The sequence below is a fragment of the Acidobacteriota bacterium genome, assembly GCA_003696075.1.
Classification (GTDB): Bacteria; Acidobacteriota; Polarisedimenticolia; order J045; family J045; genus J045.
This window is the reverse complement of the sequence record RFHH01000227.1, coordinates 1-18,690: the sequence shown is the minus strand read 5'-3', so window position 1 is coordinate 18,690 and position 18,690 is coordinate 1. Positions and strand designations below refer to the sequence as shown.

Here is an 18,690-nt window from a genome sequence, read left to right as displayed (position 1 = left end):
TCGCGGGTGGGACGTGGCCGTGAGGCCCGTTTCGGAACTCCTGGCCCCGGCCCGAAGCGTCAGTCGAGGGCTTCGACCGAGAACGGAGGCAGGTCGAGCCCTCCGCAGCCGAGCAGCCGCTCGGCGCCGGCCGCATCGGCCGGTACGGCGTACAGGCAGAGCTTCGGGTCGAAGAAATTCCGGTCCGGCACCGCCAGCACCCCGCCCGAGTCGACCTCGATCTCCGGGACGAACTCCTGCGTCTCCCGGAGCACCCGGAGGATGGTCCCGCTCGCAGGATCGAAGGCGAGCACGCTGTTGATGAAATTCTCGTCCGACACGACGGCGTAAGCGAGGTCGTCGCGCGCGACCGCGAGCGCGCCGATGTTGCCGCCCGCGTCGTCGTCGTCGAGTGCGAAGCGCTCGAGCACGCGGTTCGTCACGTCGACGACCGCCACCCCTCCCGACAGCTCCTGCGGCAGAAGCCCGGGAAAGATTCCGGCGAGAGCGACGAACAGCCGCGTGCGGCCGTCGGCACCGGTGAGGACCTCGATCGTGCCGGGATTCTTGCCGCCGAGCGGAATCACCCCCTCCACCGCGAGTGTCTCAGGGTCGATCACGGCGAGCTTTCCCTCCGCGTAGTCGGTGAAGCTCCGGTCGATGTCCTGCAGGCCGACGAACAGCTTCCCCTCCGCAAGGGCGATCCGGTCCGGGCGCGGGGTGCCGTCCGGATTCCCCGCGAGGTCCCCCAGAGGGATCGACGCGACGAAGCCCCCGCCCTGCCCCTGCAACACCGCGACGTCGTCGAACGGCGGTTCGTAGCGGGTGACGAACAGCCGCTCGCCGGCCGCGGTCGCGACGCGCGCCACGTCGTGCGGGTTGGCCCCCTGGCCGACACCCGCTTGCCAGGCGGCGGCAAAGCCGGCATCGGGGTCGAGACGCTCGAGGTTGTCGTAGGAGAGCCTGTTGACGACGAACACCGCCGGTCCGGTGCGCCGGAGCACCGCGTCGGGGCTCGCCGGGGCCACCTCCCCGGTCACGCGGATCTCCGCGCCGCGGACCAGCTCGACGAGCGACACGCGGCCCGCCGCGAAGAAGTCGCTGCCGGCGACGAGGAAGCGGTGCCGGCGCCAGGCGTCGAACGACCCGAGGATCCCCGTCTGCGACTCCCAGCTCTCGCCGGCGACGCGGAATCCGCCGTCGAGCACGGTGCCGCGCAGGGCGTACTCGAAGCTGGTCCCCTCGACCATCACCGGGCCGACGCGCCCCGTCGCCCACAGATCGCCCTCGATCGTCACGCGGGCCCGGCCGCCGGAGGCGTCGGTCACCGTCGCGGGGCGGCCGCCCAGTCGGGCGGCGGCGTAGGTGACGCGGGCGGTCCGCTCCGGCCCGGCGCCCGGCGGCAGATCGAGCACGAGGTCGAGCTCCAAGCCGGGCTCACGTCCCGGTACGGCGAAGGCCGGAAAGCGCGCGGTCACGTCGAACGTCTGCCCGAGTGGCGAGGCCGGCCGCCCCGTCGTCGCCCCCGGCGGCGGACGGAAATCGGATCCGCACCTGGCGGACGCCGCCAGGGCCAGCGCTGCGAGGAGGAGCGGGCGCTTCACGGCCTTTCCTCCCCCGTCCCCCAGGCCAGCCGCACGAACAGCGTGCGTCCCGGCAGCGGGAAGCGCGCGACGTCGCGCGTTTCGCGGTCGAAGAGGTTCCGCACCTCGACACCGAGTTCGACGCCGCTTCCGGGCGGCCCGAACCGGTGGCCGTAGCGGACGTCGTGCAGGACCCGCGCGGGAAGTCTGAGGGCGGGCGTGTCCAGCCGGTCGGTCGGGTTCTCGCCCACGTAGGTGACCTCCCATCCGACCCGATCCCGGGCGAAGTTCCACGAGAGCGCGGCAAAACCCTCGCGGTCCGGGCGGCCGGGCAGCGGGAACCCGTCCGCGAAGCCGCCGGAGGCATCGGTCGCGCGCTGCAGCGTCCCGGAGAGTTCCGCGGCGAACGCGCCTCGCTGCAGCGAGACACTCGCCTCGAGGCCGCGGATCCGCGCGCGATCGAAGTTCGTCGCCACCACGGCACCGGGGCTGGTCGGCCACAGGAGGATGAGGTCGCGGGCGTCGGTCGCGAAGGCGACGAGCTCGCCGCCGGCCCGCCAGCGCGTGCCGGCCCAGATCTTCGCGGCGCGGGCGATCCCCAGTTCGAGCTTCGTGCCCCGCTCGGGACGGAGTCCGGGGTTGCCGACCACCGTGCCGCGATCGCCGAACAGCTCGAGCAGGTCGGGCGGGCGGTCGAAGCGCCCCGCCGAGGCGCGCAGCGACCAGTTCCTTCCGAGAGCGAGCGAGAGCCCGAGCTTTCCCGTGACGCGAGTCTCTCCTGCCGAAGGGGCGGGCGGCGGCAGCAGGCCCTCGCCTCCCGCGACGAACCGGTCCGTGCGGCGCTCGATCCGCAACGCCGGAGCGACGGCGAGCCGCCCGAACCCGACGACATCCTCCGCGGCGATCGACATCCGCGTGCGCCGCAGCCCCCCGCGGTCGGAGACCGCCAGCGCCGCATCGCGGACCCGCGCGCGCTCGCGGCGCGCATCCGCCCGCAGAAGCCACCGGTGCCGGCCGCGCCGGCCGCGCCAGAGCAGCGCCGCTCCGGTCGAGGTCAGCCGGGTGGTCTGGTCCTGGATGCCGATACCGACCTCGCCGAACGGGTCGCGCAGCCGATCGCGTCGCACCGTCCGGTCGGCGGCGATCGAAACCGACCCGGAGCGCAGCCGCCGCTCCCAGGAGAGCCGCGCCTCCTGCTGCCGCTCGCCGAGGCGCGTGAACCGTGCGGGGAGCCCGTCCGTTCCCGGAATTCCGCCCTCGCGGTCGAGGCCCCGCCAACCGAATTCGAAGCGCCCGCCGCCTCGCGAGTGCCGGAACGCACGGATCACCCAGCTCGTCCCGGCCACGTCGTTGTTCGATCGACGTTGCCGACGCTCGTCGCCGGCGACGAGCGGGGCGCCGAGGTCGAGATAGTCGAAATCGCCGCGGCTGCGAAACCGTTCGGCGCCGACCCGCAGGCGCCACCGCGCACCCGCGCGTCCCGACCAGGAGGCCGCGATGCGTTCCGTGCCGAGCGAACCGTAGAGGATCTCCGCCCCGGCGGCGGGGGCGCCGGGCTCCCTGGTCCGGATGTCGACGACGCCCCCGAGGCCGTCGAGCCCGGCGGCCACCGGCGGGATGCCACGGTACACGGTGACCGACCTCACCTGCGTCAGCGGGATCGGCGAGAGATCGACCGGCCCGCCGAGGGCGCGGTTCTGCGGGACCCCGTCGACGAGGACGGTCACCTGCTCGGCGGTCGAACCCCGCAGAGACACGGTGGCGAAGCGGCCGAGACCGCCGTAGTCGCGGACGCGCGCTCCCGGGACGCGCCGCAACAGATCCGCGAGATCGGCCGCCCGGCCCGCGATCGCCTCCTCACCGAGAACGGTGGCGAAGGCCGCGACATCGTCCTCGCCGGCGGCTTCGGCTTCGACCTCGACCCGCTCTTCGACAACGCCCGGTCGGTCCTCACCCTCGTCCCCCGGCCCGGCGGCGTCCGCCGGCAGCCCGCGCGCGGCGAGCAGCGCGAGCAGAGCGAGCGGCAGCTTCGTCCTCACGGACATCCGGAAGCCGCGCTGCGCGGTTCGAGCGCCGAGCCGCGCCCGTAGTCGCCGGCGCCCTCCCGGACGAGGTAGTCGAACGCCGACCCGGGCGCCGGCCGGTCGGTGTCGCAGGCATACCTCACCGCCGCCGTGTCGTCGGCGAGGCAGACACCGGGACCGAGGTCGATCCCCTCCGGACCCGCGACGAGCGCTGCGAGATCGCCCCGGAACAGATCCGCCGTGCGGCCACCGCCGAGAAAGGTCCAGCGCGCCTCCGTGCAATCCGTTCCCCTCAGCCACAGCCGTGGCCGCGCGAGCCACCAGGGCCGATCGGAGGCGGAGAGCGGATCGCGGCAGCCGGCGACCTCGCGGCCGTCGTCCGTGCCGTCGCCGTCGCTGTCCGGACTGGCGGGATCGGTGCCGAAAAGGCGCGTCTCGGCGAGGTCGGGCAGGAGATCGCCGTCGGTGTCGGCCGTCGCCGGCGCGACGGGCCGGCCGTGGAGCACGACCAGCGCGTCGAGGTCGAACCCCTCGGCCGCTCCGGGGAAACCGTTCTGCGCACCGGCGTCGGTGATGCGGACGAAGCGCGCCTCGGCGAGTCCGACGGTGGCGAGGTCGAACGCATCCCCGCCGGCGCCGGAGACGCCACCGGTTCCGTTCGGGTCCCAGACCTCCGGGTCGTCCGGGACGGTCCAGTTCCCCGTGAAGGTCGGCGTGATCCCGGCCAGGCCGCGCAGCCGGAGGTGCAGCGCGCGGTCGATGTTGCGCCCGTGCGCGTCGGCGAGGGCCTGCGGATCGTACGGAAACATGATCCAGCTCGTCCCGTCGGCGGAGACCTCGACGGTGCCCGGCTCGTCGAAGATCACGTAGTCGTCCGCGGGCGAGGTCGGGACGCTGCCGACGAAGAAGGCGTTCTCGAAGACGATGAAGTCCGGCCCCGGGCGATCCTCGATCACGATGTCGGTCAGGGCGTAGGTCATCGTCCCGCGATCGCCCAGCGAGGCCACCGAGGTCGATCCGGCCGTCGGCGCGGAGTCTCCCGGCGGTCCCGACACGATCCCGGGCAGGTTCTGCGCGCCGAAGCGCTGGGCCGGGTTCGGCTCGGCGGCGCGCCAGACGACGACCGCGTCCGGCAGGCAGTCCACCGGCAGGGAGCGCTCGCCGCCGGCGATGGCGGGTGCGCCGGCGGCCGCGGCGGCGAGCGCCGCGGCCACCCCCACGCGCACGTCAATCACCCGCGACCTCTCCGAGGCTCCGCGGTGCCACCAGCCCTGGCCGAACGGCGAGCAGGTGGTAGCGGACGGTGACGTCGATCGCGGGCGCCTCCGCCCCGGAGGACCAGAAGGTCAGCCCCAAGGTGTCGAAGGCGTAGCGGCGCAGCGTCAGGGCGTCGAGCGGCAGCACCGCCACCGCCCCCGAGACCGGAACGAGGGAGCCGTCCTCCAGGATCCGCGACACGCTCACCACGGCGGCGTCCTGGCCGGGCCGGTGCTCGATCAGCGCCAGCAGCGGCTCTCCCTGAGGCAGCTCGACGGGCGGGCCGAAATAGAACGCCGCGTTCGCGTACGCCCCCGCGAACGGGAACGCCGGATCGTCCTCGTTGGCGGCGCCGAACAGCGCGGGCGACAGGTACGGCCCGCCGAAGAGCGGCGAGACGTTCGGAAAGTAGTCGAACTCGAGAAGCTCGAAGGTGTCGGCGTCCGGCCCGTACCAGACGCGCTGCGCGCCGGTCGCCTCGGAACTGTACAGGCCGAACGAGATCTCGAAGAATCCGTTCGGATCGGCCCAGAAGCCCTCCGGCTCGATGACGAACGCAGCCGCCGCCGTGAAGGGGGTTTCCTCGTCGAGAGGCTCCGCCAGCGGCCAGCCGACCCGCGCGAACGGCCAGTCGTCGCGGTAGCGCGCCGATAGCGAACCCGGCGCGTCGCCGGGGAAGGCCGGCGCGTCGTCCCTCCACGCGACGCGCCCGGCGAAGGCTCCCTCGAGACGGATCCGGGAGTCGGACAGCGGGTCGGCGGCGAACGTCACGAGGGTGGCGTTGCCCGCCGGCGCGCCGGGCGCGGCGGCGCGGGCGGCGAAGGGAATGGCCAGGACGGCGGCGAGAACGAACGAAATGCGGCGCACGGTCGATACCTCCTCGCGGGCTCCGCCGGAGGTCCTGGCCGCGCGCCGCCCAGGGGACGCCCGCGCCTCGCGCGGGACCGCGGCGCCCGGACAGGCCGGCCGGCGTCCCCCGCGGGTGCGATCTCCTGGAAACGAACGCCCCGAGGCCTGCCGGCGCCTTCGCGCCGGGTATCCCCGGGGCCGGTTTCCGGGACGCACGCCTCTCCCGCGCCCGACGGCGCCGGAGGGGCGGTGCGTCACCTGCTGGGAAGCGGCGGAACCTGCCCCTGGTCGGTTCCACCCTGTCCGCCGGGGCCGGTCTCCTGGCTCGCGGGTCGTCCGGCCGGCCGCGCCTTCCCGGAACGCTTCCGTTCCAGTGGCCGCCCCCGCCCGGGGGGCCTGCAGCCGCCGTCGCCGCTCACAGTCGCCGGGCGGCAGGGGAATTCCACCCCTTTCCCGAAACTCCGGCGGCGGATGGTGTGGTCAAGCGCGCTACCGATACCACGGAGGTGCCCCGCGCGGCAACCGCGCCGCCCCCACGCGTGCGGTAGACTGCCCTCTCGGGGCGGCGGTGCCCGCGGGCTCCGCCGCGGCCGCGGAAAGGAGCTGTCATGACCGCCGTCGCTGCGCGCCGAGCCGCCGCGGGAATCGCGCTCGTCTTTTTCCTGACCCCCGCCGCCGCGCCGGCCGGAGACTTCGAAGGTGTCCTCGCCATTCGCGAGACCACCGTCACGCGGGAAGCGATCCTCCGCGGCTACGCCGCGGCCCACCAGGGTGCGGCCGGGTCGGCCGAGGAGGTCGCCGGCTGGGCGCTCGGTCTGTCGCCGGAAGACGTCTCCGCCCTCCAAGGCGCCGGCACCGAAACGGCCGAGCAGACGATCTACATCAAGGGGAGCCGGCTGCGGGCCGACACGGCCGACGCCGAAGCGCCGTTCGGCTGGGTGCTCGCGGACGAAGCGCAGGGGCGGCTCTGGATGGTGAGCGACACCGAGCGGCTGTACGTCGAGATCTCCGCCGCGGAGACCCAGCGGATGATCGATGCGGCGATGGATCAGGCGCGGGCCGCCATGGCCCAGGCCGGCATGCCTACCGAGGAGATCGAGCGCGCCATCGCCCAGATGAAGTCCGGCCTCTCCCCGGGAGAGGCGCCCGCCGCCCGACCCGTCCCCGCTCCCCTCGGGAAGAGGGCCCGCATCGGCGCGTGGGAGGCGGAAGCCTACGAAGTGCGCGCACCGGGGCGCCGCATCGTGGGGTGGGTCGCTCCGGACACGTACGGCTTGCGCGGCAGCATCGAGCGGCTGGAGCGGGGGATGAAGGAAGCGCTCGGCGGCGCGGGAAATTCCGAACCGGACGCCGAAGAAGCCCTGTGGGAGAAGGGCCTCCCCGTACGCGTTCTCACGCTCCGACTGTCGGACGGCCGCGTGACCGGCCTGTCGATCTCCGAACTCCTGAAGGTGGAGCCGGGAAGCGTGCCGGACGCGAAGTTCGTCCTGCCCGCCGGCTACAAGAAGACGACGCTCGCCGACCTCGTCGGCCGCGCCGGAGGCGAAAACCGCTGAGCGGCGCGCCTCACGCCGAAGCCGCCGATCCCCCCGCCGGCACCGGCCGCCGGACCCACTGGGTCCAGCGTTCGTCCCAGACGTCGCGCGCGCGGTGGCGGCACGGTTCGTCACGAAGCCGGACGAACTCGGGTCCGAGGACCTCTTCCAAATCGGCCGGTGTGAAGCCATAGGGAGGCCCGCCGGCGGAGGCGGGCTTGCCGCAAGGGAAGACGACCGCGACGAGGAGTCCCCCCGGCGCCAGCGCGCGCCGCGCCATCGCTCCGTACCGGGGGCGCTCCGAAGGGTCGAGGGCGCAAAAGAACGTGTGCTCGAACAGCAGATGAAACGGCGCGGGCGGCTCCCAAGCGAGCGCGTCACCCGCCACGAACCGGCCTCCGTGGCGTTCGAGACGCGGCCCCACCTCTCGGGCGAGGCCGTCCACCACGTCGATGGCGACCACCTTCCAACCTGCCTGCGCAAGCGCCCCCGCATCGTGACCGCGCCCGCAACCGGGCACCAGCGCCCGGCCGCCCGGCGGCGGGGACAGCTGACCGGCGGCGAGGCGCCGGACGAGCTCCGGGTGAGGCTTCCCGAGATCCCACGGGGTGTCACCGGCGGCGTAGCGCTCCGCCCACCGCTCCGGTCCGGGCGGCATCAGCGCACGCCTCCTGTCGAAGGGGACAAGCCGAAGAAGCGAAGTGTCCAGGCGACCACCTCTCCTTCCACATCGAGCAGCGCATGGCCGTCGGGAAGCTCGACCAGCGACACGTGGGGCCGGCTGGCCGCATAGCGTCGCGACGTCTCCACGGGAACCACGTCGTCACGCGTGCCGTGCAGGATGAGGGTCGGGCAGGGAACCTCCGGTTCGGGCGGGTAGCGCCGCGCGTCCTCGACGAACGCCCAGTGAAGCGGCCTGACCCGTCCCTCTCCGTCCGGCCAGTCGATCGTGCCGCGCCGCTTCCAGGCCGCCATGGCCTCCTCCCCGAGGAGCTTCGGCCACCGCTCGGTGATGCCGAAGCCGGGGCAGAGCAGCACCAGCGAGTCGACGCGGCCGGGATTCGCCGCCGCCCACAGCGCCGCGAGGTAGCCCCCCATGCTCGAGCCGATCAGCCGCCACCGCCCGCCGCCCGCGGCCACCGCCCGGTCCACGGCGTCGATCGCGGCGAGCGACCCGGTGACGGTCAAGCGCTCGAACGACGGGACGTTGAGGTCGGGGCGGTGCAGGTGGACGCCGTGCTCGTCGAGCGCGCGGGCGAGCAGGCCGCCCTTGTAGGAGTGCGGGCCGGAGGCGAAGCCGTGGAGGTAGGCGTAGTGGAGCGGCTCTCCGCCCGCCGACGGCCGCACGTCAACCACCGCGGTTCAACGCTTCGACCGGGTCGAGCCGGGCCGCCTGGGCGGCCGGGTAGATCCCGAAGACGAGGCCGACGAGCGCGCAAATGCCCACGGCGAGGAGCGGTCCCGACAGGGACCATGCGAACGGCCATCCCGAAAAGAGCGAAATCCCCCACGCCAGTCCGAAGCCGAGCGCGATCCCCATCGCGCCGCCCGCCAGCGAGATCGCGAAGGCCTCGATGAGGAACTGGCGCCGAATGTCGCGCTGCTTCGCTCCGAGGGCGCGGCGGACACCGATCTCGCGCGTCCGCTCCATAACGTTGGCCAGCATGATGTTCATGATACCGATCCCGCCGACGAGCAGCGAGATCGAAGCGATCGCGGCCATGACCACGTCGAACACCCGCTGCGTCCGCCGGTGCTGCGCGAGCAGCTTCTCCGGCACGATGACCCGGAAATCCTCCACGCCCCCGTGGCGGGCTCCGAGCAATCCCCCGAGCGTCGCCGCCGCCGAGGCGATCGCCTCCCGGGAACCGATCTCGAAATGGATCGCGTCCAGCTCCTCCTCCATCGGCTTGAAGCGGAACCTCGCGCGGGCCGTCGCCAGCGGCAGGTAGATGCGGTTCTCCGGCCCCGACAGCCGAACGCCTTCGAATTCGCGCCGCTTCAGATCGCGCGGCTCCAGCAGCCCGACCACGGTCAGCCACGTGTGGTTGACCTTCACGGCCCGGCCCAGCGGATCGCGCCCGCCGAACAGGGCGTCGGCCGCGCGCTCTCCCAGCACACACACCGGGGCCTGCGTGAGCTCGTCGCGCGCCGTCAGCGGCCGCCCGCGGTGAATCCTCAGGTGCGCCAGGCGGAAGTAGTCGGGCGACACCCCGAGCACCTCGGCGTCGCCCTGCCCTCCCTCGGCGAAGAGCGTGTAGACGTTCACTCGTTTCACCGCGGCCGAACGGGTGACCTGCGGGAGGGTCTCCAGGGCGATCTCCCAGTCACGCCGGTTGAGTCCGAGAGATTGCTCGCGGATCTCCTGCAGGCGCTCCTCGGGCTGTGGGACCGCCTCGACGATGATGTTTCGCAACCCGAGAGCGTCGATGATCCGCAGGGCTTCGCGCTCCGCGCCTTCCCCGATCGCCAGCATCGAGACGACTGCGCCCACGCCGAAGATCATGCCCAGCATGGTCAGGGTCGTCCGCAGCTTGTGGCGGGCGAACTCCGCGAACGCCTGCTCGAATCCGGTCCGCCAGTCCATCAGGCCGGACCTCCCTTCCGCGGGTCGACCAGCGCCACGCGCGCCCCCGCCTCGAGGCCCTCCACGATGACGGTCCGGCTCGCGCTCCGCCGGCCCGGCACCACCCGGCGCGGCTCGAAACCGGCCCGCGTGGCGACGAACACCGCCGGCTCGCCGTCGATGGTGAAGATCGCCTGGTTGGGCACGGCGAGCGCGTGCTCGAGCCGCGCCACACTGATGCTGGCCGAGACCCGGCCCCCGGCCCGGAGTCCTTCGCCAGCCGCCGGTTCGAGGGACAACACCACGGTGAAATACTTCACCGGGCTTCCCTCCTCGATCGGCTTCGCCACCGGTTCGATCTGTTTCACCCGGCCGGAGATCTCCAGATCCGGACGCGCGAGCGGGCGTACCGTCGCGGGAAGCCCCTCGGCCAACCCGGCCGCCTCCGATTCGAGAACGTGCACCCTCGCCTCGAGCCGATCGACGCCCGCGAGCTCGCCGACCTCCATCCCCCCCCACAAGGTGGCTCCCACCCGGATCGGCTCGCCATTCCAGTAGCGCCGGTGATAGAAGATTCCCGCATGGGGCGCGCGGACCTCCAGCCGCGCGATGTCCTTCTCGATCAGCGCCACCTTGATCGCTTCCGTCTTCCGTTCCGATTCGAGGATCTCCAGCTCGGCACGGGCCCGGTCCCGGTAGCGCGCCAGCTTGTTCTCCAGATGGCGCCGCTTCGCCCGCAGAAGCTGCACGTTCGCTTCGGCGTCGATGATCTCGGCGCGCGGGAACAGGCGCGGGTCGCGGGGTGCGGCGGTTTCGGCGTCCTCCAGCTCCCGGGCGACGAGGGCGATCTCCCCCTCGATCGAGCGCCGCTCCTTTTCGAGCGCGCGCCGCTTCGCGGCGATCTGCCGTTCGATGCGCTCCACCTTGGCCCGCGCGCGCTCGAGCCGCATCCGGAGATCGCGGTCGTCGATCCGGAACAGCAGATCGCCCGCCGCCACGCGGCTCGCGTCGGGCGCGAGCCACGCCAGGAACGCCCGGGCCCTCACGGACGGGGCTTCGATCGGCGTCGCGTCAGCGGGATGGAGCCGGCCCCGAGCCTCGATCCGCAGCTCGAACGGGCCCGGCCGCACCTCGAACGCCGGCACCGGGTCGCGCGGGGATCGCGCGAAGGCGCAGGCGGCCGCGGTGGCGGCGCCCAGGACGAGCACGGCGCGGCCCGCGTTCACGACCGCTGCCCCCCGGCCACGACGACGCGATCGCCCGGGCGCAGGCCGCCGCGCACCACCACCCTCCCCGCCACCCTCTCGCCCAGTTCGACCGTCACCCACCGCTCGCGGTTTCCGTCGAGCACCAGGACGGCAGGGCCCTGCGGCCCCTGAACGACCGCCTCTTCCGGCACGAGCAGACCATGCCGGGGAGCCTCGCAGAGGATCTCCAGCTGGGCCGCCATGCCGGGACGCATCAGTTCCGGATCGGGATCGTCGATGGAGACGACCGCGTCGAGGACCTTCTTCGGCATGTCGCTGGACTTGATGCGGAACAGCCGGCCGAGCCGCAGCACCTTTCCCGAGAACCGCCGGTCGGGCGCCGCGTCGAGCCGGATCTCGACGCGCTGCCCGGGGCGCACGAGGCTCGCGTCGGGCTCGTCGATCTCCGCCGCCACCTCCATGTTCGAAAGGTCGGCGATCTCCAGCAACGGGCGCCCGGACCAGACCGTTTCTCCCACCTTCGGCTTCTCCAGGCCGCGTTCCTTCGGGAACGACACGAAGCCCCCGCGCGGCGCCCTCACGGTCATCGCTTCGATGTTGCGCTCGATCTCGGCCACGCGGCGTGCGAGACGGGCGACGTGCTTTTCGTAGAGTTCGATCCGGGTGGCCATGCTCTCGCGCTGCAGCTCCGTCTGCCGCTCGTTGAGTTCGATCTCCTTGTTCACCAGCGCGGCGTCGATCCGCGTTTTCGCCAGCTCGTTGCGTTCCACCAGCTCCGGCGGGACGGCGAGCTTCCGGGCGAGCCGGGCGCGTTGCGCCTCCAGCTCCGCGTGTTCCACGAGGAGCTTGTCCAGCTTGTCCTGCTCTTCGAGCCGGATCTTGTCCAGCTCCCGCCGGGCGGTCTCCAGCTCGGAGCGCTTGACATCCAGGGTCTCCTGCAGCTCCCTGGTGTCGAAGGTGACGACCGGGGCGCCCGCCTCCACCACGCTCCCCTCCTCCACCAGGCTGGTGATCGTGTAGTTCCATATGTGGCGGATCACCGGCGGGCCGATGGTGACGGGCCGCGCCGGCCGCAGCTCCCCGGAAGCGTGGACGCGGCGGGTCACCGGTTCCGGAACCAGCTCCACGATCGTCCCGCGTCGCGACCCGGGAACGCCGGTCTGCCGGCTGAAGGCCGCGACCGCCAGCACCGCCGCCGCCAGCAGCAGCGGCCAGCGGCGGAGAACCACGCGGCGGATACCGGCGGTCCTCATCGCACCGCCTCCGGCGGCGCCTCTCCGGGGGGAACCAGCGCCTCCCCGTCCGCGAGCGCCGCCCCGGAAAGCGGTCTCACGGCGGCGAGGAGCGGTCCCTCGGCGACGATTTCGACCGGCACCACGCCGCGCGCCCGGGACCGAACCCAGGCGCGCGCGCCGTCTCGGCCGATCATGTGGACCGGCACGCGCGGTAGCCCCTCTGCGGAGCGAACGAGGACGTCGCACCGCGCGCTCATCCCGGGCCGCATCACCTCTTCGTCCCGCTCGTCCAGAGCGATGCCGACGCGAAAGTACGAGCCGTTTCCCCAGGCGGGGCGGCGCGTGCCGCGCTCCGCCACGTCGGTGACCACCCCGGTGAACTCCCGGCCGGGCAGCGCATCGAAGGCGAGCCGGACCTTCTGTCCGGGGGCGAGGCGGGCCACTTCGGTTTCGGTCGCCCAGGCCTCGACCTCGAGCGTGGAGAGGTCCGGGATGCTGGCCACGGGCAAGGTCGCCTCCAGGCGGTCGCCTTCCTGGACCTTGCGCCCCCACCACGGGTGATACTCGTGAACGACGATCCCCGGCCGGTGCGCCCGCAGCTCGAGGGAGGCCAGCTCCTTCCGAAACCGGCCGACGTCGTCCTCGAGATCGGCCACTTCGATTTCCAGCGCGAACAGTTCGGCGGCAGTCTGGAGCCGGCCCGCCTGGAGAGCCTGCTCCGCGTCCTCGAGTTTCCGCCGCGCCTTCTCGAGAGCCAAACGGCGCTGCCGGTACTCGCGGCCCTCCACGACTTCGGGCGGAACGGAGGCGTCGATCTCCGCCTTGTCGCACTCGGCTTGCGCCCGCGCCAGCTCCCGCTCGAGAGCGAGCCGCTTCTGTTCGCCCTCCAGGCGCTTGAAAGCCAGCTCCCGGCTCTTCTGGTCGAGGTTGGTCTCCGCCTCCTCGAGCACGCTCTCGGTGACGGACGGCTCGAAGCGCGCCACCACGTCGCCGGGCCGGACCGCCGTCCCCTCGTCGATCAGCCATTTGAGCTGGAGCCTCCATCCGGAGGCGAGCGGGACGGTGAACCGCTCCGCTTCCCGGGCCGTCAGCTCACCGGTGAGCCGCACGATCTCTTCGACGGGACCGGTGGAGACCACCGCCTCGCCCGGGTCGGGTGGCGCCCCGGGAACCTGGGCCGGCGGCGGCGCGCCGCGCAGGCCGATCCAGCCCGCGAGACCGGCCAGAAGGACGGCCGCGGCCGTTTCAGCCGCGCGCATCGCCGCCTTCCTCCCCGACGATCCGGCCGTCCCTCATGCGGACGACCCGCTCGGCCCGGGCGGCCACCTCGCGCTCGTGGGTGACGAGGGCGATCGTGTGACCGCTCCGGTGCAGCGATTCGAACAGCTCGAGGATCTCCTCCGTCGTGCCGCTGTCGAGGTTCCCGGTGGGCTCGTCCGCCAGGAGGATGGCCGGCCGCGTGACGAGCGCCCGTGCGATCGCCACGCGCTGGCGCTGGCCACCGGAGAGCTGGTCCGGACGGTGCCCGGCTCGGTCGGCCAGTCCGACGGTTTCCAGCGCCTCCTGGGCCCGCCGCCGGCGCTCGGCGACCGGAACGCGGCCGTAGACCAGCGGCAGTTCGACGTTTTGCAGCGCGGTCAGCCGAGGCAGGAGGTTGAAGGTCTGGAACACGAAGCCCACCCGCCGGTTCCGGATCTCCGCCCGTTCGTCGTCCGACAGCCGGGAGACCTCCCGGCCGTCCAGCTCGTACCGTCCCGACGTCGGCGTGTCGAGACAGCCCAGGATGTTCATCAGGGTGGACTTGCCCGACCCGCTCGGCCCGGTGAACGCGACGAACTCCCCCGTCCTGATCCGGAGGGAAACTCCGTCGAGAGCGCGGATCTCGCTGGAGCCCATGCGGTAGACGCGCGTGACCTCGTGCAGCGCGATCACCGCTCCCGCATCACCGCCGCCGCCCGGGTTCGCCCTCACGCTCCCTCCGCCGAGAGCCCGGAATTCTCATGATTCACTACGCAGCGGAGGCGGCGCCAGTCTAGTGCCGGCCCCGCCCGTGCCGCGTCTCACCGGGCGGCCGCACGTTTCAGCCGGATCCGAGCGGCACGGGCGGCTCGTAGGAAACCGCTTCGGGATCCCCGGGCAGCGGGTCGCGCCACTCCGGACCGGGGCCGTCGGTCACCGTGAGGAAGCGGACGCGGTTCTCCCGGATCTCCGCCGCCGTGAGGGCCCCGGTGAACGCCGCCCCGGTGTCGACGCCGATCCGGTGCGGCAGGACCGCCGGCTGCATCGGGGTGTGCCCGTGCACCACCACGAACGGGTGGATCCAGCTCGCGCTTCCCGAAAGGAAGGGCTCGCGAATGGTGAGCAGCGTGAGCGGGTCGAGCGAGGCGATGTCGGCCGCCGGATCGATTCCCGCGTGGACGAACAGATAGCCGCCCACCCGGTGCATCAAGCGCAGTCCGCGGAGGAACGCCAGGCGCCGCGTGCCGAGCGCCGCGGCGAGCCGTTCGCGGAACGCGGCCGGGGGCACGCCCACGTCCTCCTCGGAGAGGCCGAGGGCGAGAAGCGTCGGGACGGCGTTCATGCGCATCCACGCGTCGATGAGGTCCGGTTCCGGCTCGGTGTGACGGAGGATCTCCACCAGGATGGCGTCGTGGTTTCCCAGGAGCGCGACCTCGTCCGCCCGCGGCTCTCCGAGCCCGGCGGCGACCAGATCGAGCACCCGGTCCGATCGGGGGCCGCGGTCCACGTAATCCCCCAGGTGGACCACGGTGGCTTCCCCGCCGGTCTCCCGGATCCTTCTCCGGAGCACCTCGAGGAGCGGCCCGAGCAGGTCCGCCCGGCCGTGGACGTCGCCGACAGCGAACAGGGCGCGCCCAGGGAGGGTCGCGCGGGGCGCGACGAGCCAGCGGCTGCGCCAGAGGTACCGCCGGCCCCGCACCATCACCCGACGAGGATGTCGCCCAGCCATCGGGGCAAGCCGGCGACGAGTCGATGGAACCAGGGGCGGTTCGAAACGAGGACGATGCGGGGTGCCCGCCGCGCCTCCAGCGCGCGCACCACGGCGCGGGCCACGAGCTCGGGAGCGGCGGCGTTCCGCTCCGCCGACCGAACGGCGCCGAGCACCTTGGCCGCCTGGGCGCCGTAAGGACCCTCCTTGTAGGCACGGGCCGCTTCCGCGTCGAATTTCTGCCAGATCGGGGTCCGGATCGGACCCGGCCTGATGACCGTCACACCCACGCCGTGCGGTCGCAGCTCGCGCCGGAGCCCGTCCGACAGGGTCTCCAGAGCCGCCTTCGACGCCGAGTACGCTCCGAACAGGGGAGCCGCGAACACCGCCGACACCGAGCTGATCATCACGATCCGCCCGCGAGCCGCGCGCAGGCGGGGCAGGAAGGCGGCCGTCACGGCCGCCGCCCCGAGCACGTTCACCTCGAACACGTTGCGAAAGGCGTCCAGGGGAAGCTGTTCGAGCGGCCCGATCGCCGCGACGCCCGCGTTGTTGACGAGGCCCGCGAGCGGCTCGTTTCCGAGCGCGCCCTCGATCGTCCGCACCGCGTCGCGGACCGAGGCGGGATCGGTCACGTCCAGCCGCACCGCCTCGATGCCGGCCGAGCGCAGGCGCTCGGCGTCCCCGGCACGCCGCACGCCTCCGAAGACGCGCCGTCCCCCGGCGGCGAGCCGGTCGCAGACGGCACGCCCGATGCCGGAGGATGCGCCGGTGACGAGAACGGCTCCCGTCCGCGACCGAGTCTCCGCCACGGCGGCGTCAGCTCCCGGCGCAGGAGCGCTCCAGGGCGGCGACGAAAGCCTCGGCGAGCGCCTCCGGCCCCGAGTACCGGTGGGTCTCGAAGACGTACCAGGCTCCCCCGCTCTTGAACGCCGCTTCCCCGGCGTAGAGGAAGACCTCGATCACCCCGCGCGGTCCCGGCAGGTCGGCGTGGAGGTGACCGCTCCTGTCGGGCTCGCGGCGCGTCGGGTCGGGATGCGCGCGCAGCGGGCCGAAAGCGGCCTGCATCCCGCGGCGGGCGAGCATCCGCTCGATCCTGCGCATGCAGTCCCGCTGGAACGGAGTGGGTTCCGGTCGTGCCATCACAGGTGGATCGGCCGATCGAAGGCGGCGAGCGCCGCCTCCTTGATCGCTTCCGGAAGCGTTGGGTGGGCGTGCACGGAGCGGGCCAGGTCCTCGCTGCTCGCGCCGAATTCGATCGCGACGGCCGCCTCGGCGATCAGGTCGCCGGCGCGGGGGCCGATGATATGCACGCCGAGCAGGCGGTCCGTCCGCTCGTGGGCCAGGACCTTGACGCGCCCGTCGGTGGCGGCCAGGGTCCGGGCTCTCCCGTTCGCGGCGAACGGGAAGACTCCCTTCTTGTAGGGCACGCCCTCCTCCCGGAGCTGCTCTTCGGTGCGCCCAACCGAGGCGATCTCGGGCGAGGTGTACACGACGCCGGGAATCGCGTCGTAGTTCACGTGCCCGTAGCCGGTGACGAGCTTCTCCACGCAGGCGATCCCCTCCTCCTCCGCCTTGTGCGCGAGCATCGGCCCGGCGACCAGATCGCCCACCGCGTGGATCCCCGGGACGCTCGTCCGGAACGCCTCGTCGACCGTGATCCGCCCGCGCTCGTCCCGTTCGACGCCGACCTCTTCCAGCCCCAGGCCTTCGGTGTTCGGCTTCCGCCCCACGGACAGCAGGACCCGGTCGCACACGATCGGTTCGCCGTCCTCCAGCTCCACCACGCAGCGCCCGCCGTCGTGGCGCGCGCTCTTCACCCGAGCCCCGAGGCGGAACTCGAGTCTCTGGCGGGAGAACAGCTTCCGGGCTTCCTCGGCGGTCTCCCCGTCCATCCCGGGAAGGATCCGGTCGAGAACCTCGAGAACCGTCACCCGGGCGCCCAGTCGCCGCCACACCGACCCGAGTTCGAGGCCGATGTATCCGGCGCCGATGACCACCAGGTGTCCGGGAACCTCGTTCCACTCCAGGGCGTCGGTGCTGGTGCCGATGTGCTCGCCGTCGAGCTCGACACCCGGCAGGATCGCCGGACGGCTTCCCGTCGCCAGCAGGACCGTCCGCGCCTCCAACTCGACCGAACCCTCGGCGCTTTGGACCATCACCCGTCCGGGTCCCAGCAGCCGCCCCGTCCCGCGGTAGAGCGTCACGCCGTTCTTGCGGAACAGCCCCGCGATCCCCCGGGTCAACGCCCCCACGATGCGGCGCTTCCGCTCCTGCATGGCAGCCAGATCGAGTTCGACCCCGCTCACCCGGATGCCGTGCTCGGCGAGATGCGCGCGAGCCTCCTCGTACCGCTCGCTCGATTCGAGAAGCGCCTTGCTCGGAATGCAGCCCACGCGCAGACAGGTTCCGCCGAGAAGCGGCTCTTTCTCCACGCAGGCGGTATCGAGACCGAGCTGGGCCGCACGGATGGCGGCGACGTAGCCTCCGGGGCCGGCCCCGATGACGACCAGATCGTGCTTTCGGGCCGCCATGGCTAGATCTCCAGGAGAATGCGCGCCGGCTGCTCGATGGTCTCCTTGACGCGCTTGAGGAACGTGACCGCCTCCCGCCCGTCTACCAGGCGGTGATCGTAGGTCAGCGCGACGTACATCATCGGCCTGATCACCACCTGGCCTTCGCGCGCGACGGGCCGCTCCTGGATCGCATGCAGGCCGAGGATGCCGCTCTGCGGCGGGTTGACGATCGGGGTCGACAGGAGGGAGCCGTAGACGCCCCCGTTACTGATGGTGAACGTTCCTCCCTGCAGCTCTTCCAGGGTCAGTTCGCCGGTGCGAGCCCTCGTGGCGAAGTCGGCGATCGCCCTCTCGATCTCCGCGAAGCTCATCCGCTCCGCGTTCCTCAGCACCGGGACGACGAGTCCCTTGCCCCCGCCCACGGCGACGCCGATGTCGTAGTAGTTGCGGTAGACGATCGAGCCGTCCCGGATCTCCGCGTTGAGCTGGGGAATCAGCCGGAGCGCGTCGATCGCCGCCTTCACGAAGAAGGACATGAACCCGAGCTTGACGCCGTACCGCTCGAGGAACGCGTCCCGGTATCTCCGGCGGAGCTCGATGACCTCGCTCATGTCGATCTCGTTGAACGTGGTCAGCAGCGCCGCCTGCCTCTGGGCCTCGACGAGCCGCTCCGCGATCCGCTTCCGGAGGCGACTCATCGGAACGACCTCCTCGCTCCGCCCGGCCGGCCGGACCGCCGGCGCGGGTGGCGTCTCGGGCGGGGCGGAGGCCGCGGCTCCGGCCGCTCGCAGCACATCCTCCTTGAGAACGCGGCCGCCCGGTCCGGTCGGCTGCACCTGATCCGGGCGCAGGCCGTGCTCGTGCAGGAGCCGCTGCGCCGCCGGCATCACGCGCGGTTCGGCGCCGTCCGACGGCCCCGGCGCCGCGGCCGCCGGAGCCTCGAGCGCGGTCTCCCGGCGCGGGGGGCCCGGAGCCGCCGTCGCGGCGGAAG

The 18,690-nt window shown here is 72.7% G+C and carries 17 protein-coding genes and 1 riboswitch; of the genes, 1 reads left to right on the top strand and 16 read right to left on the bottom strand.

Annotated elements, in window-relative coordinates:
* Nucleotides 1-59 precede the first annotated feature (59 nt).
* From D6718_13840 to D6718_13825, 4 genes are all read right to left on the bottom strand, one after another.
* Complete coding sequence (locus D6718_13840; GenBank protein ID RMG42522.1) at nucleotides 60-1,583, bottom strand: hypothetical protein; 1,524 nt, start codon at nucleotides 1,581-1,583, stop codon at nucleotides 60-62.
* Nucleotides 1,580-3,607 (bottom strand): TonB-dependent receptor, encoded by a 2,028-nt coding sequence (locus D6718_13835; protein ID RMG42521.1) that lies wholly within the window; start codon nucleotides 3,605-3,607, stop codon nucleotides 1,580-1,582. The genes D6718_13840 and D6718_13835 overlap by 4 nt, the downstream gene beginning before the upstream one ends.
* Nucleotides 3,598-4,731 (bottom strand): hypothetical protein, encoded by a 1,134-nt coding sequence (locus tag D6718_13830; protein ID RMG42520.1) that lies wholly within the window; start codon nucleotides 4,729-4,731, stop codon nucleotides 3,598-3,600. The genes D6718_13835 and D6718_13830 overlap by 10 nt, the downstream gene beginning before the upstream one ends.
* Nucleotides 4,732-4,813: 82 nt before the next feature.
* Nucleotides 4,814-5,710, bottom strand: a complete 897-nt coding sequence (locus D6718_13825) for a hypothetical protein (GenBank protein RMG42519.1) — start codon at nucleotides 5,708-5,710, stop codon at nucleotides 4,814-4,816.
* Nucleotides 5,711-6,005: 295 nt separating this feature from the next.
* Nucleotides 6,006-6,149, bottom strand: a riboswitch (cobalamin riboswitch).
* A gap of 151 nt (nucleotides 6,150-6,300) precedes the next feature.
* On the opposite strand from D6718_13825, the gene D6718_13820 reads away from it, so the two are divergent.
* Nucleotides 6,301-7,248 (top strand): hypothetical protein, encoded by a 948-nt coding sequence (locus D6718_13820; GenBank protein ID RMG42518.1) that lies wholly within the window; start codon nucleotides 6,301-6,303, stop codon nucleotides 7,246-7,248.
* A 10-nt stretch (nucleotides 7,249-7,258) separates the two neighbouring features.
* On the opposite strand, the gene D6718_13815 is transcribed toward D6718_13820, so the two are convergent.
* The 12 genes from D6718_13815 to odhB all read right to left on the bottom strand — a co-directional run.
* Nucleotides 7,259-7,885, bottom strand: a complete 627-nt coding sequence (locus tag D6718_13815; protein ID RMG42517.1) for a methyltransferase domain-containing protein — start codon at nucleotides 7,883-7,885, stop codon at nucleotides 7,259-7,261.
* Nucleotides 7,885-8,583, bottom strand: coding sequence for an alpha/beta fold hydrolase (locus D6718_13810; GenBank protein ID RMG42516.1), 699 nt, complete (start codon nucleotides 8,581-8,583; stop codon nucleotides 7,885-7,887). Before D6718_13810 ends, D6718_13815 begins: the two co-directional genes overlap by 1 nt.
* On the bottom strand, nucleotides 8,576-9,814 hold the full coding sequence (locus D6718_13805) for an FtsX-like permease family protein (GenBank protein ID RMG42515.1): 1,239 nt from the start codon (nucleotides 9,812-9,814) through the stop codon (nucleotides 8,576-8,578). The genes D6718_13810 and D6718_13805 overlap by 8 nt, the downstream gene beginning before the upstream one ends.
* Entirely contained in the window at nucleotides 9,814-11,019 is a 1,206-nt protein-coding gene (locus D6718_13800; GenBank protein RMG42514.1) for an HlyD family efflux transporter periplasmic adaptor subunit, read from the bottom strand. The genes D6718_13805 and D6718_13800 overlap by 1 nt, the downstream gene beginning before the upstream one ends.
* Nucleotides 11,016-12,254 (bottom strand): efflux RND transporter periplasmic adaptor subunit, encoded by a 1,239-nt coding sequence (locus tag D6718_13795; protein RMG42513.1) that lies wholly within the window; start codon nucleotides 12,252-12,254, stop codon nucleotides 11,016-11,018. The genes D6718_13800 and D6718_13795 overlap by 4 nt, the downstream gene beginning before the upstream one ends.
* Nucleotides 12,251-13,495, bottom strand: a complete 1,245-nt coding sequence (locus tag D6718_13790; protein ID RMG42512.1) for an HlyD family efflux transporter periplasmic adaptor subunit — start codon at nucleotides 13,493-13,495, stop codon at nucleotides 12,251-12,253. The genes D6718_13795 and D6718_13790 overlap by 4 nt, the downstream gene beginning before the upstream one ends.
* Nucleotides 13,482-14,132, bottom strand: a complete 651-nt coding sequence (locus tag D6718_13785) for an ABC transporter ATP-binding protein (protein RMG42523.1) — start codon at nucleotides 14,130-14,132, stop codon at nucleotides 13,482-13,484. The genes D6718_13790 and D6718_13785 overlap by 14 nt, the downstream gene beginning before the upstream one ends.
* Before the next feature lie 184 nt (nucleotides 14,133-14,316).
* Nucleotides 14,317-15,204 carry a serine/threonine protein phosphatase gene (locus tag D6718_13780; protein ID RMG42511.1) on the bottom strand — a complete coding sequence of 296 codons (888 nt, stop codon included), beginning with the start codon at nucleotides 15,202-15,204 and terminating at the stop codon, nucleotides 14,317-14,319.
* On the bottom strand, nucleotides 15,177-15,995 hold the full coding sequence (locus tag D6718_13775; protein ID RMG42510.1) for an SDR family oxidoreductase: 819 nt from the start codon (nucleotides 15,993-15,995) through the stop codon (nucleotides 15,177-15,179). Before D6718_13775 ends, D6718_13780 begins: the two co-directional genes overlap by 28 nt.
* 7 nt (nucleotides 15,996-16,002) lie before the next feature.
* Nucleotides 16,003-16,329, bottom strand: a complete 327-nt coding sequence (locus D6718_13770) for a hypothetical protein (protein ID RMG42509.1) — start codon at nucleotides 16,327-16,329, stop codon at nucleotides 16,003-16,005.
* Nucleotides 16,326-17,717 (bottom strand): dihydrolipoyl dehydrogenase, encoded by a 1,392-nt coding sequence (gene lpdA, locus D6718_13765; GenBank protein ID RMG42508.1) that lies wholly within the window; start codon nucleotides 17,715-17,717, stop codon nucleotides 16,326-16,328. Before lpdA ends, D6718_13770 begins: the two co-directional genes overlap by 4 nt.
* A gap of 2 nt (nucleotides 17,718-17,719) precedes the next feature.
* On the bottom strand, nucleotides 17,720-18,690 hold a 971-nt coding region (gene odhB / locus D6718_13760; protein RMG42507.1), incomplete at its 5' end, for a 2-oxoglutarate dehydrogenase complex dihydrolipoyllysine-residue succinyltransferase.